Source organism: Candidatus Schekmanbacteria bacterium (genome assembly GCA_016219965.1).
GTDB lineage: Bacteria > Schekmanbacteria > GWA2-38-11 > GWA2-38-11 > J061 > JACRJM01.
The window spans coordinates 20559-35362 of record JACRJM010000002.1 but is presented as its reverse complement, the minus strand read 5'-3'; the positions used below and the strand labels follow the sequence as shown (position 1 = coordinate 35362).

15 protein-coding genes and 1 riboswitch are annotated in these 14804 nt (G+C 41.6%); of the genes, 3 read left to right on the top strand and 12 right to left on the bottom strand.

The window, feature by feature from the left end:
• Nucleotides 1–46 precede the first annotated feature (46 nt).
• Nucleotides 47–1081 (top strand): DUF1016 domain-containing protein, encoded by a 1035-nt coding sequence (locus HZA77_01025; protein ID MBI5373988.1) that lies wholly within the window; start codon nucleotides 47–49, stop codon nucleotides 1079–1081.
• 75 nt (nucleotides 1082–1156) lie between these two features.
• Here the strand turns inward: HZA77_01025 and HZA77_01020 are convergent, their stop codons facing one another.
• From HZA77_01020 to HZA77_00985, 8 genes are all read right to left on the bottom strand, one after another.
• The gene (locus HZA77_01020; GenBank protein ID MBI5373987.1) at nucleotides 1157–1906 is read right to left on the bottom strand and encodes a PEP-CTERM sorting domain-containing protein; all 750 of its coding nucleotides are present in this window, start codon (nucleotides 1904–1906) and stop codon (nucleotides 1157–1159) included.
• A 165-nt stretch (nucleotides 1907–2071) separates the two neighbouring features.
• Nucleotides 2072–3067, bottom strand: coding sequence for an ATP-binding cassette domain-containing protein (locus HZA77_01015; GenBank protein ID MBI5373986.1), 996 nt, complete (start codon nucleotides 3065–3067; stop codon nucleotides 2072–2074).
• A gap of 21 nt (nucleotides 3068–3088) precedes the next feature.
• Nucleotides 3089–3778, bottom strand: coding sequence for an ABC transporter permease (locus HZA77_01010; GenBank protein ID MBI5373985.1), 690 nt, complete (start codon nucleotides 3776–3778; stop codon nucleotides 3089–3091).
• An 82-nt stretch (nucleotides 3779–3860) separates the two neighbouring features.
• Nucleotides 3861–4352, bottom strand: coding sequence for an Ig-like domain-containing protein (locus HZA77_01005; protein ID MBI5373984.1), 492 nt, complete (start codon nucleotides 4350–4352; stop codon nucleotides 3861–3863).
• Between the two features lie 3 nt (nucleotides 4353–4355).
• Entirely contained in the window at nucleotides 4356–5183 is an 828-nt protein-coding gene (locus HZA77_01000) for a substrate-binding domain-containing protein (protein ID MBI5373983.1), read from the bottom strand.
• 92 nt (nucleotides 5184–5275) lie between these two features.
• Nucleotides 5276–5397, bottom strand: a riboswitch (molybdenum cofactor riboswitch).
• Between the two features lie 74 nt (nucleotides 5398–5471).
• Nucleotides 5472–6758: an MFS transporter gene (locus HZA77_00995; GenBank protein ID MBI5373982.1), complete on the bottom strand. Its 1287-nt coding sequence runs from the start codon at nucleotides 6756–6758 to the stop codon at nucleotides 5472–5474.
• A gap of 29 nt (nucleotides 6759–6787) precedes the next feature.
• The gene (locus tag HZA77_00990; GenBank protein MBI5373981.1) at nucleotides 6788–7294 is read right to left on the bottom strand and encodes a cytochrome P460 family protein; all 507 of its coding nucleotides are present in this window, start codon (nucleotides 7292–7294) and stop codon (nucleotides 6788–6790) included.
• Nucleotides 7295–7411: 117 nt separating this feature from the next.
• Nucleotides 7412–8431 carry a DUF1016 domain-containing protein gene (locus HZA77_00985; protein ID MBI5373980.1) on the bottom strand — a complete coding sequence of 340 codons (1020 nt, stop codon included), beginning with the start codon at nucleotides 8429–8431 and terminating at the stop codon, nucleotides 7412–7414.
• Nucleotides 8432–8620: 189 nt separating this feature from the next.
• Here HZA77_00985 and HZA77_00980 point away from each other — a divergent pair, with 189 nt between their 5' ends.
• On the top strand, nucleotides 8621–10513 hold the full coding sequence (locus HZA77_00980) for a glycosyltransferase family 39 protein (GenBank protein MBI5373979.1): 1893 nt from the start codon (nucleotides 8621–8623) through the stop codon (nucleotides 10511–10513).
• Here HZA77_00980 and rsmG read toward each other — a convergent pair.
• From rsmG to HZA77_00960, 4 genes are all read right to left on the bottom strand, one after another.
• Nucleotides 10487–11182: a 16S rRNA (guanine(527)-N(7))-methyltransferase RsmG gene (rsmG, locus tag HZA77_00975; GenBank protein ID MBI5373978.1), complete on the bottom strand. Its 696-nt coding sequence runs from the start codon at nucleotides 11180–11182 to the stop codon at nucleotides 10487–10489. The genes HZA77_00980 and rsmG overlap by 27 nt on opposite strands.
• A complete protein-coding gene (mnmG, locus tag HZA77_00970) occupies nucleotides 11183–13066 on the bottom strand; it encodes a tRNA uridine-5-carboxymethylaminomethyl(34) synthesis enzyme MnmG (GenBank protein ID MBI5373977.1) in 1884 nt (627 codons plus the stop codon).
• Nucleotides 13067–13177: 111 nt separating this feature from the next.
• A complete protein-coding gene (locus HZA77_00965; GenBank protein ID MBI5373976.1) occupies nucleotides 13178–13537 on the bottom strand; it encodes a hypothetical protein in 360 nt (119 codons plus the stop codon).
• A gap of 65 nt (nucleotides 13538–13602) precedes the next feature.
• Entirely contained in the window at nucleotides 13603–14250 is a 648-nt protein-coding gene (locus HZA77_00960; protein MBI5373975.1) for a hypothetical protein, read from the bottom strand.
• Nucleotides 14251–14491: 241 nt separating this feature from the next.
• Here HZA77_00960 and HZA77_00955 point away from each other — a divergent pair, with 241 nt between their 5' ends.
• Nucleotides 14492–14800, top strand: coding sequence for a tetratricopeptide repeat protein (locus HZA77_00955; protein MBI5373974.1), 309 nt, complete (start codon nucleotides 14492–14494; stop codon nucleotides 14798–14800).
• Nucleotides 14801–14804 lie beyond the last annotated feature (4 nt).

Below are 14804 nucleotides of genomic sequence, written 5' to 3'. Positions count from 1 at the left end.
TGGTATTGTCTAAACAAAACTTAGCTTATTTTAAGGATATTAAGTAATGGATAAAATAGAAAAGAAACTATCGCATCAAAAATTATTTGAAAATATAAAAACTCTCCTGCGCGAAGCGAGAAATGCTGTAGCAAGGAACATCAACACTGCTATGGTGATGACCTATTTTGAAATAGGCAGGATGATCGTGGTAGATGAGCAGCAGGGGAAAAAGCGGGCGGGCTATGCCGAGGAAACTTTGAAAAACCTGAGTCTTGATCTGACAAAAGAATTCGGCAAGGGCTATTCCGAGAGAAACCTTGAAAACATGCGGAAGTTCTTCCTGCTATACTCCGCAAAAATTTCGCAGACAATGTCTGCGAAATCCGAGACAGCGTCGCGTATTTCTCAGACAACCTTTCCTCTGAGCTGGTCTCATTATGTCTTTCTCATAAGGCTTTCTGATGCAGAACGTAGTTTTTATGAGATAGAAGCTGCAAAACAAAACTGGTCACTCCGGGAACTTGAACGTCAGTTTAATTCATCTCTTTATGAACGGCTTGCACTTAGCCGTGATAAACACCGAGTGAAAGAATTAAGTCAAAAAGGGCATGTCCTAACGACCCCGCAGGATGCAATCAAAGAACCTTATGTACTGGAATTTCTCGGATTGAAAGAAGACGCCAGCTATACGGAAAGCGATCTTGAAACAGCTATTATCAATAAGATCGAGCACTTTCTCCTTGAGCTTGGAAAAGGTTTTCTCTTCGTAGGCAGACAGAAGCGCTTTACATTTGATGAAGAACACTTCTTTGTGGACCTTGTGTTTTATAATCGCCTGCTAAAGTGTTTTGTTCTAATAGACTTGAAAATAGGGAAACTAAAGCATCAGGATATAGGGCAGATGCAAATGTATGTGAACTACTATGACCGCATGATGAAATGCCCGGATGAAAACAGCACCATTGGAATAATTTTATGCAAAGAAGCTAAGAAGGCAGTTGTTGAATTCACCTTGCCCGAGGATAATGAGCATATTTTTGCCCGGCAGTACCAGCTATACCTTCCGAGCAAAGAAGAACTTAAAAAACAATTGGAATAATAAAATAGAAACTCCCCCAAGTTCTAACTCCTGCCTGGGGAGCTTCAATAGTAATTTCAGTTTTACTGAATTATCTTATCCCTGTTTCCGGCTGTGCCAGCGCAATAGACCAAAACCTGCCAAGCCTGTCATTAATAGTAATATGCTTGCTGGTTCAGGGACAGGTGCACCTCCGGGAGAATATTCAGTAAGCACGCGAACATAATCACCGGGGTTTCCCGCTGTTACAGTGAATTGAATCTGGCGCGGACCGCTGATAGTAACTAAATCTCCTGAAGTAAGCTCAAGTCCTCTCCTGAACGGACTAAGATAATTTACTCCGGTTTGGGCAAGAAAATCGCTGTTTGCCAGACTGTCAGTATTGAAAATTATTCCAAGAACATTAGAGTCAAAATCTACTGTTCCAATTAAAGTCGTATAAGATGTCGGGTCAAAAAAGACGTAATGGCTTGCCACGACAGTTCCCGCAGGCAAAGGACTGCCTCCTACATCCAACACAAGAGGAGAGGTAATCAGGATATTCTGATTCTCATCGAATCCCAATAGGTTCAAGGACTCAAAATTGTTTTCTCCAACGCTGTTTGGAGGACCATATGGATTTGCAAGCGGAACAGTGAGCTTTTCAAAGGTGCCTCCAAGAAGATAAGCTGCCCCACCTGTCACATTTCCGCCAATAATTGTGGCGTTTACCGGTAACTCTGTAAAAAATATCAGAGTGAACCCGAAAATAGCGATTTGCAGGAACTTCGTGAGTTTAATGTTCTTCAGGTCTGACAATGCACTGCTAAGATGCTTGGTTAATTCGCCTCTCATCATCTTCATCATTACTTCCCTCCGGGTCTAGAATAGTTTCAATTCTCTACGACTAACCACTGCCCAAACGATTATCTAAATTACCATCTTCTTTGTAAATAATGGAATTTATAAAATCTGTTTGCGCTTTTCTAACAAAACTATTTTCAAGTCAATAAATTTCTGAATGAAAAACACCTAAAACACCTTCACGGCAGTTGACTTGAAGGAGAGCCAGACATCGTCGCCGATATGAAGACCCATTTCTTTTAGAGAGTCGCGCGTGATAAGGGACTGGAAGCGTTCTCCTGCTTCAACTTCGATGCGCACCTTTCCATTCTCTTCGAAAATCGCGACTATCCGCCCCTTGAAAGAGTTTCTCATGCTTGAATGGAGTGATTCTTTGGAAAGAACTATATCAGAAGGGTCAACAGAGATATGAGTTTCGTTGCCGCTCCCGCCGGAAATAAAAATGACAATTTTCTCTGTATGGAATTGTTTTCCGTCTTCAGAGACTTTCCCGCGGAAAAGATTTACAAGCGATGCTGAGACAATGCTTCCCCTGAAGATGCTGAGCACCCTGTCTGCGAGAGCCTGTGCACGCAGAATATCCTGTGTCGTAAATATAACTGTAACGCCCTTCTCCCTGTTAAGCTCAAGGATAACCTCTTCCGTGCGTCTTTCACTTTCTGCATCCATATAGGTTGCCGGCTCATCGAGTAATATGACCTGAGGTTGAAGGGCAAGCACCCGTGCAAGGGCAACCCTCTGCGCCTCGCCTCCTGAAAGAGATGTCGCCTTTCTCCCCTCGAAACCGAAAAGTCCGACTTTTGCCAGTGCATCCGCAGATATGCTGTGCCTTTCATGGGGAGATATCCCCCGGATCTTAAGCCCTGCCTCTACATTAGATATCACAGAGGAATGGAAGAGATATGGATTTTGAAGCAGAAGTCCCACTCGCCTGCGAAAGGCAAGTACATCCCCGTCTTTCACCTTCTCGTTGAAAAAGGAAATCTCTCCTTTTCCCGGAATCTCGATAAAAGAAAGCATATTTAAAAGAGTAGTCTTGCCTGAGCCATTGGGGCCGACAAGTGCAGTGATTCTTCCTGCTTCAATTTCAAGCTCAGGGATATTAAGTACAGTGCGCGAACCATATCCGAAAGAAATGTTTTCCAGTCTGTATGCAATGCTCATTATTTTCTCTTCATTTTCACTTTATTTCCCCTTCTGAATCTTATAAAGCGCGCCATTTACGGCAAAGGCTACAGCGAGCAGAAGTATGCCGAGAGCAAGCCCAAGCTCAAACTCCCCCTTGCTTGTTTCAAGCGCAATTGCTGTTGTCATGGTGCGGGTGAAACCCCTTATGTTACCACCAAGCATCATGGCAACTCCGACCTCTGCGATGATCCTTCCGAATCCTGCAACTACAGCAGCCATCACTGCAAATCTTGCCTCTTTCAATATTATTGATGCCTCCTGGACCGGTGATGCCCCAAGTGATTTACATGTAAGAAGAAGCCTTTTGTCTATTCCCTGTACTGCTGAGATGGTGTAATTTACAACAATAGGAAGAGCGAGGAACAGCTCACCGATTATCACTCCCCAGGGGGTGTAAAGTAGGCCAAAATCTCCCAAAACCCCCCGTCGGCTTAAAAGTGCGTAGAAGAAAAGCCCGACGACAACTGTAGGAAGCGCCATCAATGTATTTAGTATCAGGATTGCTGCGCCTTTACCTCTAAACCGGTTAAGCGAAATCAATACTCCCAGAGGAATTCCCAGAACCGCGGCAAGAATGGTGGCAATAAGCGAAATGCGCACCGATGTCCAGACAATGAAATAAACCTCTGGATCAAAACCGAAGATGAGTCCGCCAGCAGAGTAGAAGGAATCAATAAGATAGTCCATTTGTAATGTTTTACACAGGATTAAAAGAATTGCACTGAATATTTTTTACTGCCTTTTTGCCAGAAAAACTTTTGTTAATCGCTTATTTATGTTGTTCCGCTTTCTGGCTTTTCGTAGTGAATGCTATGACTATATCAGTCTTAGTCCAGTAAGCTCTGTTATTCGATGTAATACCTGCCTTGACGGTAAGGATATATTTCGTTTGAGGTTCTAAATCGCTGATAGGTTTAACGGTTACCGGAGATTTGTTTGCCGTAACAGTTACAGGCACAACGGCACCACCGGCTTTTGTCAGTGCTTTTGTCAATATAAAGAGCGTTTTATTGGGCTGGTTAGTGATTATGCTGACAGTTGTGTCTGTAATCTTCCTGCTGAATTCGAGCTTAATAGTAGAGTTGACCAGAACATTCCTGTTATTGTCCGGATTTGGTGATACGAGAAGCGTTGTGCCGTCATTTAAAGATGCTTTCTCCAAAGTTATTTCCTCGTCTCCCCACCATCCCGCATTTTGCAGGGAAGCAGACAATAAAACAATGTTAGCCGCCAATATTATGATAAAAAATATATTTTTCATTTCTTAGTTTTTAATCGCATCAGGGAAAAAAAGTTCTTTGCCGTTCACTTTGAAATCAGCAATAATCTTCTGCCCTTCAGAGCTTGTGATGTATTCAATGAACTTCTTCGCGAGGTCATATTTTACATGTGGAAATTTAGCCGGGTTAACAGCAATGATGCCGTACGGATTGTATAAGGTCTTGTCCCCTTCATAGAGAATTACAAGGTCAACCTTCTTTTCATAGGCAATGTAGGTCCCCCGGTCGGCAAGCGTATAAGCCTGCTTGTCATTTGCTATCTGAAGCACGGCACCCATTCCCTGTCCTGTCTCAACATACCATTTGGCAAGCGGACTGCCTGAGGGTGAAACACCTGCCAGCTTCCACAATTCCTTTTCTTTTATGTGTGTCCCTGAGTTGTCGCCGCGTGAAATGAACTCACATTTCCCTGCACCAAGTCTTTTAAAAGCTTCGAGAGCTGAGCCTGCGCCTTTTAAATTTTCAGGATCATTTTTAGGTCCCAGAATTACAAAATCATTATGCATGACATCGCGCCGGTCAATACCAAAACCCGAAGCCACGAATTTATCTTCATCAGGGCGCGAATGAACAAAGACCAGATCAACATCTCCGTTCTCGCCAAGTTTCAGCGCTGCTCCTGTCCCTACGGCTATGACATCTATTTTGACATCATTAGCCTTCTCAAAGGGGGTTATAATGACCGGCAGCAGTCCGGAATTTTCAGTGCTTGTTGTCGTACTCATTCGGAGACGTGTCTCTGCATGGGAGTTTACAGTTGTTGTTGCTGCGAAAATGAATAAAACTGAAACTATTATGAAAAACTTCTTCATTCTCTTCTCCAATAGTATTTTAATGGTTTGTTATCCTGATAGGCCGTATAAAAAAGAAAAACCGGTTACCATTTACTGGTACCGGCTAACTTGGGGAAAACATTCTCTCTCCTTTCCCATTCGGGAGGCAATGCCGTTTCCAGCATTACCCTTTCGATTCTGCCCCATCACGCCATCGCACATTAGGTAACAGAATTCGGAGTAGTAATTATGTTCCTTCAAAAAGTGAAAACTGTGTAAACTAAAGCCCGGAAGTTGTCAATAATTTTTTAGCTTATTTTTTCTCGCTCATTTTTCACTCATTTTCTCAGTCAATGGCTGTTCATTTAAAAACAAAGTGGCGATTGCCGCAGTCAGCGAACAGAGGGTGAAGAAAATAAAAACATTTGAATAATCACTTCCGGATTCTGTCTTTAGAATCAAAAACCCGGCTATCACCGGGGAAAGGAATGCTCCGAACTGGCCTATGAAATTGCTGATTCCTGCCGCTGTCCCCACAATCTCCCTCGGATATCTTATCTGGATGAAAGCAACAAAGGGTCCCCAGTTCAAATTTGCAAAAAAACCTATCAGTATGAAGAAAGTAACAAGCAAAGGGACGTTCCCCTGCGGGATAATGCTCATTATATAATAAGAGGGAAGACATCCAATAAATGATATGAGAAGTATTGGTTTGATGCGCCCTTTAAAAAACTTATCCATCATAATCCCGCCAAGATACTGCGAGAGCGCCCCGACAATAAAAGGGACTGCTGCGACCATGCCCATCGTGGAAAGTTTAAGCTTGTGCTGTTCATAAAGAAAAGATGATATCCATGTCGTGTTTCCCCAGTAAACAGCGAGATTAAAAAAGAATATTAGGGAATAACACCAGAAAACAGGATCAGCGACTACCCTCCCATAAACCCCTTTTTCCTGATGTCCCATGGGAGGCGGCATTCCTGCCTCTATGTAATCATATTCTCCTTTTGATATTTTCCCCAGAGCAAGAGCTTCGAAAGGCTTGTTGATGATATAACGGTTGAGACAGATGATCCCAATTATTCCGGGGATGACGAGGAGAAAAAAAACAGAACGCCATCCAAGAGCGGCGGCAATAAAAGTGGCAGCAATAGGAGCCACTGCCGGACCTATCGTAAAAGACGTTGTATAGAGTCCTGTTGCCCTTCCTTTCTCGCCTGCCGGAAACCAGTCTGCGCAGACCTTCATGCTCGGCGTCCAGTGTTGTCCCTCGCCGAGACCAAGTGCAACCCGGACAATAAAGAAATGCACAAAATTCTTAATAAGACCGGTAGCAAATGTGATGGCAGTAAAAACCGTTATGGCAATGCGCATCATTATTTTTGCTCCAAAGCGGTCAGCCATGTGGCCTGCAAAAAGCTGTGCTACCGCATAGGCAAAGAAAAATATCGATGCTGCAAGCCCCACTTCAGCATGAGTCAGATTAAGGTCTTCTCTTATGAGCGGAAGGAGGGTGAGGACGCTTATTCTGTCCCAGTAGTTTATGAAATAAAGGAGCCAGAGCGTCAGAAGTATTACATACCTGTAATTTCCGGAGGCTTTGGCTTTAGACATTGTTTAAAGAAGCTCTGAAATTGTCATTATTATTTTATTTTACCGCTGAAAACGTAATCGTTGTCAACCATTTCGCTATGGCAATTTATACAGACCTTTGCCCTTCCTTCGTGGAGCGGTTCTCCGTTTACATCATATGTCACCCAGTACCAGTCTCCTGCTTTAGGATTGTATCCTTCAACTTTGTACATCACTGTCAGCTCCCTTAACTCCTTTTCCTCAGAGTAGTTCTCTGTGACTATCAGCGAGCCCGGGGGAAACATGCCTTTTTTATCTTCAAGTGATTCAAGAGCTGTTGCGTTGACAAATGTCTGAAGCCAGTATCCGTGAGGATCTTGTCCTTTATACAAACCGTTTTCCCCGGGGATAAAAGGATATTCTATATAGGGTTTCCTTTTTTGGATGTATGTCCATAACTGCTTTGAATCTGCACCCGGCTCCTCCCACAACCCGAAAAGAGAACAGCCTGATGAAAGAAATACTATCAGTAAGAGGCAGGCGCAGGATTTAACCAGCGAAATTTTGTTTCGAAGCATTTAAAACTCCTGAAAAAAGTTTAACAACTTATAGCATCACGAGCATATTTCTTTTTAAGGTGGTGTCAAGATGAAGTGTAGCTGTTTTGCGTGTTAGTTTAATCACTTGTATCTTTGCTATTCCAGATACTTTATTCTTTCAATCATCTCTTCAGGAGACGGTAGATATTTTTTTAGCTCGCGCGGAAGTTTTCCAGTCAGTTTGTAGGTAGATACGCCTATAGCTTTTTTAGTATCCTTCAGTGCATATTCAACAAATGTCCGGCTTTTGTCTTTGCACAAAATAATGCCTATAGATGGATTCTCATCAGGAAGCTTTGCTCTATCGTTCAGGGCAGAAAGATAAAACTGCATCTTGCCGGCATATTCAGGCTTGAATGCGCCGATCTTTAATTCTATTGCCACAAGACACCTCAGTTGCCGGTGATATAACAGCAAATCAATAAAAAACTCCTGATTGTCTATCTCCAAACGGTACTGATTACCCACAAAGGTAAAGTAGCCACCCATCTCAATCAGGAACTTCCTCACATTTTCTAAAAGTGCCAGTTCGAGTTCTTTTTCCGAATGTTCTTCGCCAAGTTCCAGAAAGTCGAAGGAATATTCATCTTTCACTGCAAGCTTTGCCTGATGACGGTATTTTTCCGGCACGGCTTTATCAAAGTTTGTCTGATTTGTCATATACCGTTCAAATGCACCTGCTTCAAGCTGGTTAATCAGAACATCTTTTGTCCAGCCAAACTTCTTTGTTGTCTTGAGGTAGAATTCCCGCCGGATGTCGTCCTTGCACCGTTCCATAATAATGACATTTTTGGTCCAGCTAATTTCTGCAACCAATGGCTGCAGTTTTTGATCTTCTTTGTAAGTCAAATAAAATGTCCGCATATTCCAGAGGTTTCTAGCAGAAAATCCCTGTATCCCAGAAAATTCTTTTTGCAAATCCTTAGCTAGATTTTCTACTACAGATTTGCCCCAGCCGAGCTTATCCTGCTTTGCCACGATTGATTTCCCAATGTCCCAATACAGGTTTATAAGCTCTTTGTTTACAGCTTTAAGTGCGTCATACTGGGCTTTATATATGCGCTCCTTAATCTCTTTTAAAAATGTCTTATATTCAGTAGTTGTTATAACTGACATTTCATTTCTTCCCTTCAACTATGGCGATTTACTCTTCTGTTAAGTCGTAGAGCTTATAAAGCATCTGGTCAATTAATTATTAAGGTAATTCATTGTGCTAAATAATATCAGCAATCATATAAAAAAGGAAGATATCGCTTCTACAAATTTGTAGAAACAGATTTGCAAACCTGTTATTTTATAGAGCTAATGTTAAATTTTATTTATATCTCAAGTCCGCCGCTTTTTTATCTCATACTTTTAGATTTTATAGCGCTTTCAATCGGGCTCTTTGCACTAAGAAATGTAAAATCCATCCCCCTTAATATCAAAACCTGTAGCGCCTTCGGAGTTGGATTTTTATTTCTGTCTCTCATCATGTTTTTTGAGGGGATTTGCGGACTTTTTTACAGCAGATTCATTGCCACAGAGCTTATTATTTTATTCCTGATCTCTGTTTTTCTGTTTGTTAAGTTCGGAAAAGAGCTCCGCGACAATTTTGCTTTAACAATATTCAAAACACCGGCAATAGTTTCTCTTTTTCTATTCATACCATTGTTCCTTCTTTGCCTTCTCCCGCCAACTGTCCGTGATGAGCTTGTCTATCATCTTGCCGCACCAAAGCTTTATCTTCAGCATCACAGGATATTCAATATAGAAGGGAACGTATTTGCAGCCTTCCCTGAGTTTACTGAAATGCTTTATATAATTCCCATTGCCATCGGGGAGGAGGCGCTTGCAAGGCTGTTACATCTAAATTTCTGTATTCTCTCATCAATCACACTCTATTTTTTTGCACGACAATATCTGTCAAAGACATATTCACTTATTACGGCACTCTTTCTTGCTTCATCACCTGTTGTATTTTCCATCTCCGGCACTGCTTATATAGATATGGCATTAGCATTCTATGTTCTTTTGTCATTTGTCTTTTTAAATTTCTGGTTGATGGAGAGGAGTGACATATCTCTCCTTATTTTTTCCGGTATATTTGCAGGCTCTGCAATGGCAATAAAATATACAGGGATGTGGGTAGTTCTCATCATGATCACAATCGTACTTTTATTTTCAAGGTCCCTTGCTGCTTCAGGGGTTTTCGCATTATCTTCTGTTGCAATTGCATCTCCCTGGTACCTTAAGAATTACTTATTCACAGGGAATCCCTTTTATCCTTTTTTTTATTCCATATTTGGAGGCAAGGCATGGGATTCTTACAGAGAAGCAATATACATAGAAGGACTATCCCGCTTCTTTACAGGAAGCGGCTGGATTCACTATTTGCTCTTCCCGGTAAGTTTTTCCATAGGGATGAAACCTCAGGAAGCCGGCTATTTCGGGCTTGATGGGATTGCTGGAATTTTTCTTATTCTTATGATTCCTGCTGCAGTCTATTTAGCAGCAAACAGGCAAACAAGAACCGTGACAAGTCACTTTCTTATTTTTCTTTCTTTCTTCTTTTTCATCTGGTTTTTCTCTTCAACACAAACGCGGCTATTCCTGCCGGCTTTGCCTGCAGCAATTCTTATAATAATGATTGCCGTCCAAAACTTTAAAGGGGACATAAAATGGCGACAAACAATCTTTTCCATATTCATCGCAGGCTCAATCTTGTTTAACCTTTATCACAATCTAAAGTTCTTCAGTGAAACTATGTCCTGGGAATATCTTAGAGGTAAGCAAACACGAGCTGAATATCTCAGGAAAAAAATTCCTGAAACTTATCCTGCGATTGAATACATTAACCGGGAATTGCTTCCTGATTCAAAGGTATGGCTCATATGGATGAAGAACCAGGGATATTACTTTGAAAGAGAACACTACAGTGATTCAATTTTTGAATCTTTTACCATGGAATCATTATTAAGCGACGATTCTACTCTGGACAAACTTCTTTCATTCATAAAAGAAAAACAAATCACTCATATATTGATAGATGAAAACCTGTTTCTTTCAACAACTCCTTTTGACACTGAAGAAAGAACAAAGGAACTTGAGAAGATGAAAAAACGTTTTGCCATTTTTTCAAACAATTATTCAGACATACAATGGCAGAAAGACGGAATCACACTATACAGGTTACGATTTTCTTCTAATAACAGTTAACGTCCTTTTCCCTCTTGAAATGGGGAGAATGTAGGATATTTCCTCTGCGACGATAAGTCCGCAGCTTTTTATCATTTTATAATCATCCTCTTCAAATAATCTGTAAAAGATTGCCTGCCCCTGCTCTTTTAAGACCTTACAAATGGCATTGCATATGCTGGCATCAGGTTTTACAGCTTTTGTAGTTACTATATCAAAATGCTCGGAGAAATTTTCTTCATGCGATTCAAGAGGAAACTTGCCGCACCATGCATTGATATCATTAAGCTCCAGCTTCCTTACAATATGCTTTAAAAAATTTACTTTCTTGATACGGCTTTCAACCATGTGCACACTTATGTTGTTTCCTTTGGCAATCTTTAACGGCAGGGCAGGAAACCCTCCTCCTGAGCCAATATCAAGAAGTACAGAATAGTTCTGAATAAGCTCTGAGCCAAGCCTTAATGGTATCAAGGAATCTAAAAGCTGTTTCTCAATAAGTTCATCAAGACTTACTATAGAAGTGAGATTTATTTTTTTGTTCCATTTGAAAAGTTCCGCCAGATAGGATGCAAATTTTACAGTCGCTTTGTCATCCTGTATGAACCGCGCCATGCGGAGGATATACTTTATTCTCTCTAAAATAACTTCTTCGCTTAGCTCTCCTATCCCCTCTGTCTCTTTTGCCATTTAAACACCTGCCGTTCTGCCAGCACTGTTTCTGTTCTTTATGTAAACCATCAAAATTGACATAGCCGCTGGAGTGGTTCCTGAAATCCTTGAAGCCTGTCCTAAAGTAATGGGCCTTATCTTTTCGAGCTTCTCCCTGACTTCACTTGAAAGCCCGGAGACCTCGGAATAATTAATGTCCTGAGGGATCTTTATCTTTTCAAGTTTTTCCATCTGCTCCACCATGGAAGCCTGTCTCTTGATGTATCCTGAGTATTTTACCTCCATCTCAATCTGACGGGCCGTGTCGTCCGGAATAGGTTCATGGTCGCCGATAAATCCCGAAACATGGCAGTACCTTATTTCCGGACGGCGTAAAATCTCTTCTGCTGTCTGCGATGCTGCAAGAGGAGTGGAATCGATTGAATTCAAATATTCATTGATTTCCTTGTCAGGGTTTACAACGGTACTCCTGAGAGAGAATATCTTTCTCCTCATAGTTTCTCTTTTTTCCTGAAACATATCGTAAATCTCGTGAGATACAAGACCCAGCCTAAAGCCGTAATCCATGAGGCGGATGTCCGCATTATCCTGTCTTAAAAGGAGCCTGTATTCAGCCCTTGAAGTAAACATCCTGTAAGGTTCTTTTGTCCCTAATGTTACGAGGTCGTCAATGAGAACTCCAGTATAAGCCTCAGACCTTTTCAAAACAAATGGTTCTTCGCCTTTAATTTTGAGTGCTGCATTTATCCCGGCCATCAATCCCTGAGCCGCCGCTTCTTCATAACCTGATGTTCCGTTTATCTGCCCGGCATGAAATAAATTATCAACCTCTTTTGTCTCAAGCGTGGGCTTAAGCTGTGTCGGAAAAACAAAATCATATTCAACAGCATAGCCCGGAACTAAAATCTCAACTTTCTCAAGCCCTTTAATGTGGTGCAGAAACTCTAGCTGCACTTCTTCAGGAAGACTTGTTGAAACGCCATTGGGATAGATGAGCTCAGTTTCAATCCCTTCAGGTTCAAAGAAGATCTGATGGCTTGTTTTATCCGCAAATTTTACAATCTTGTCCTCGATTGAAGGGCAATAGCGTGGACCAGTACCAATAATAACCCCAGCATAGAGCGGGGATTTATCGATGTTATTTTTGATTACAGAATGGACTTTCTCATTGGTGTGGCTGATATAACAGGAAACTAAGTTAACAGTTTTTTTATCCGTAAAATGCGAAAAGTTAAGCGGAGGTTCATCTCCGGACTGAGCTTTCATAATGCTAAAGTCAATGCTGTTCTTCAGCAATCGGGGCGGAGTCCCTGTCTTTAATCTGCCAAGCTTTATGCCAAGGCTTTCGAGGCTCGCTGAAATCCCGTAAGATGCCGGATCTCCCACTCTTCCACCATCGCTTTTTTTAAACCCTGTATGCATGAGACCGCGAAGGAATGTCCCTGTTGTAAGGATCACTGTCCTGCTTTCAATTCTTTCACCCTTTGCAGTGATTATGCCGGCAGCTTTTCCATGGCTGGTTATTATAGAAATCGCTTCATCTTCAATCAGAGAGAGATTAGGAGCATTACTGAGCACCTCTTTCATTCTCGCTGAATAGGCAGATTTGTCAGCCTGAGCCCTTGGTCCCCATACAGCAGGACCTTTTTTTGTGTTCAACATCCTGAACTGTATGCCGGTGTCATCAATGGCTTTGCCCATCTCACCTCCAAGGGCGTCAATCTCCCGGACAATATGACCCTTGGCAACTCCGCCGATAGCCGGGTTGCATGACATCAGCGCAATGCGGTCAATGCTGAATGTGATGAGCGCGGTTTTAAGCCCCATCCTGGACACTGCAAGTGCTGCCTCGCACCCCGCATGTCCCCCGCCGACAATTATGCAGTCAAAAGACAAAAATATTCCCCTTTAAATTTTATTCCTATTTATAAACCTCTTTATTATATCAGGTTCTGAGATGATATTTTTTTAATGATTCATTGTCAAACAGGACAGGGTAGGGAAATTACAATTTCAGTCCTTTGTCCAGTTGCTGACAATCTGGATTATCTCGCGGACATAAGCGCATTCGCATTTTGCAGGGCATCGGCGCAGTTCAGATTGGTGCAGACAGTAGCCGGGACAATCTTCGCTTCCTGTTGCACGATCTTCGTAAATAGGACCTTTATAAAAGTCATGAAAAGCATCAACCATGATAGCTAATGATGTGCCGCAGGAATCATGGTTAAAGAGGAAAAAGCCTTCGCCAAGTTTCTTGAAGTTAGTCTGATACCCAATGACGCTGACACGCGGATCTTTAAGGAACTCTTCACGGCTGTCCCATACAACTTCACAGAGGGGACATTTCTTAAATGAGGTGATATAAGTTTCCATATTCTGTCATTAAATCACTTTTTTAAATTCAATGCCAAAGGATTTTTGTTTTGATGGAGATTATTTTATTTCCCGACCTTCTTTCCACCTATCACAGCGCTTATAAGCAGATCCGATGAATTCATTATAAATGGCTCTCCACCCTGCGGGCTGTAGATATTGACCCTGGCATCGCTTTTCACAATGCCTATTCCCTTTGCAAGCCACTCTGTGAGCACTACGTTTATAACTATCTCGCTAAAAACATCATCCCTTGTCAATGTTACCTTTAGGCAATCATCAAACTTTCCTGCAGGGACAGTCACATTTTCTACCCCATCAAATACTGTAATATCATAAAACTCCCCCTCATCCTGCATGCTCCCGTCAGAGTTGTGCCTAAAAAGATGACAGGTGTTGTAATGAATATCGCCTGCGCGCATCTTTGCGGGAATAACCAATGTGGGCGGGGTGTAGATGAGATAGTTTGGCGCCATTCCCAGATGATGTTTGTAATCCCTTACACCGTAAACAGGATCAACAAGGGTGCAGAAATACTCCTCTTCATTATCAACCTGCACCTTCTTTGGAACTTCCACGCCGTGAAATATTTCAGAACCTTCAATCTTATAACTTACTTCTTTTTCTCCGCGGTCAGACTTATTGAAATAAGTCCACCTGTTCCCCTGAAGAATTGAAAAATATGAGCTCATATTATAAATCGTATCGTTCATTTGCCTGCCTCCGAATTGGTTAACAAACTTATACTATTATTTCATCCTCCCTTTGCCATATTTGTCAAAGAGTCTGGACTAAAATGTCACAAATTATTTTCTACTAAAATGAATTAGTTATAGTAATTTATTGAATTTTAAAGCACTATCTTTCCTATGTCAGAAATAAAAGAGTCTGGCATGAAACATGCTAATATCTTTATGAGAAATTTTTTTTGCTTATGGGAGGTAATAACAAGAGATGAAAAAAGAAGGTGGTAACGGAAGTGCTCCAAAGTTTAACTATCTACACTACAATAATCGCGGAGTTTTCTACAAGAACAGAGGATTGTATACAAAAGCCATAGAACAATATGAGAAGGCAATATCGCTTAATCCAAAGTTCGATAACGGTTATTACAACCTTGGTTCCGTTTATTATGAAATAGGGAAATTCGACGAAGCCTTCAAGAAGTGGAAACGTGGTCTGACAATAAACAAAGAAAACGACCTGATAAAAAAGAGCCTGAAGAAACTCCTGCCTCTTTTAAAAGTTTCCGGCCGGAATTAATTAT

Excerpts from the sequence above, each read along its gene's own strand:
- HZA77_01025 (MBI5373988.1), top strand. The coding sequence starts at position 47 with ATGGATAAAATAGAAAAGAAACTATCGCATCAAAAATTATTTGAAAAT.
- HZA77_01020 (MBI5373987.1), bottom strand. The coding sequence starts at position 1,906 with ATGATGAAGATGATGAGAGGCGAATTAACCAAGCATCTTAGCAGTGCA.
- HZA77_01015 (MBI5373986.1), bottom strand. The coding sequence starts at position 3,067 with ATGAGCATTGCATACAGACTGGAAAACATTTCTTTCGGATATGGTTCG.
- HZA77_01010 (MBI5373985.1), bottom strand. The coding sequence starts at position 3,778 with ATGGACTATCTTATTGATTCCTTCTACTCTGCTGGCGGACTCATCTTC.
- HZA77_01005 (MBI5373984.1), bottom strand. The coding sequence starts at position 4,352 with ATGAAAAATATATTTTTTATCATAATATTGGCGGCTAACATTGTTTTA.
- HZA77_01000 (MBI5373983.1), bottom strand. The coding sequence starts at position 5,183 with ATGAAGAAGTTTTTCATAATAGTTTCAGTTTTATTCATTTTCGCAGCA.
- HZA77_00995 (MBI5373982.1), bottom strand. The coding sequence starts at position 6,758 with ATGTCTAAAGCCAAAGCCTCCGGAAATTACAGGTATGTAATACTTCTG.
- HZA77_00990 (MBI5373981.1), bottom strand. The coding sequence starts at position 7,294 with ATGCTTCGAAACAAAATTTCGCTGGTTAAATCCTGCGCCTGCCTCTTA.
- HZA77_00985 (MBI5373980.1), bottom strand. The coding sequence starts at position 8,431 with ATGTCAGTTATAACAACTACTGAATATAAGACATTTTTAAAAGAGATT.
- HZA77_00980 (MBI5373979.1), top strand. The coding sequence starts at position 8,621 with ATGTTAAATTTTATTTATATCTCAAGTCCGCCGCTTTTTTATCTCATA.
- rsmG (MBI5373978.1), bottom strand. The coding sequence starts at position 11,182 with ATGGCAAAAGAGACAGAGGGGATAGGAGAGCTAAGCGAAGAAGTTATT.
- HZA77_00965 (MBI5373976.1), bottom strand. The coding sequence starts at position 13,537 with ATGGAAACTTATATCACCTCATTTAAGAAATGTCCCCTCTGTGAAGTT.
- HZA77_00960 (MBI5373975.1), bottom strand. The coding sequence starts at position 14,250 with ATGAACGATACGATTTATAATATGAGCTCATATTTTTCAATTCTTCAG.
- HZA77_00955 (MBI5373974.1), top strand. The coding sequence starts at position 14,492 with ATGAAAAAAGAAGGTGGTAACGGAAGTGCTCCAAAGTTTAACTATCTA.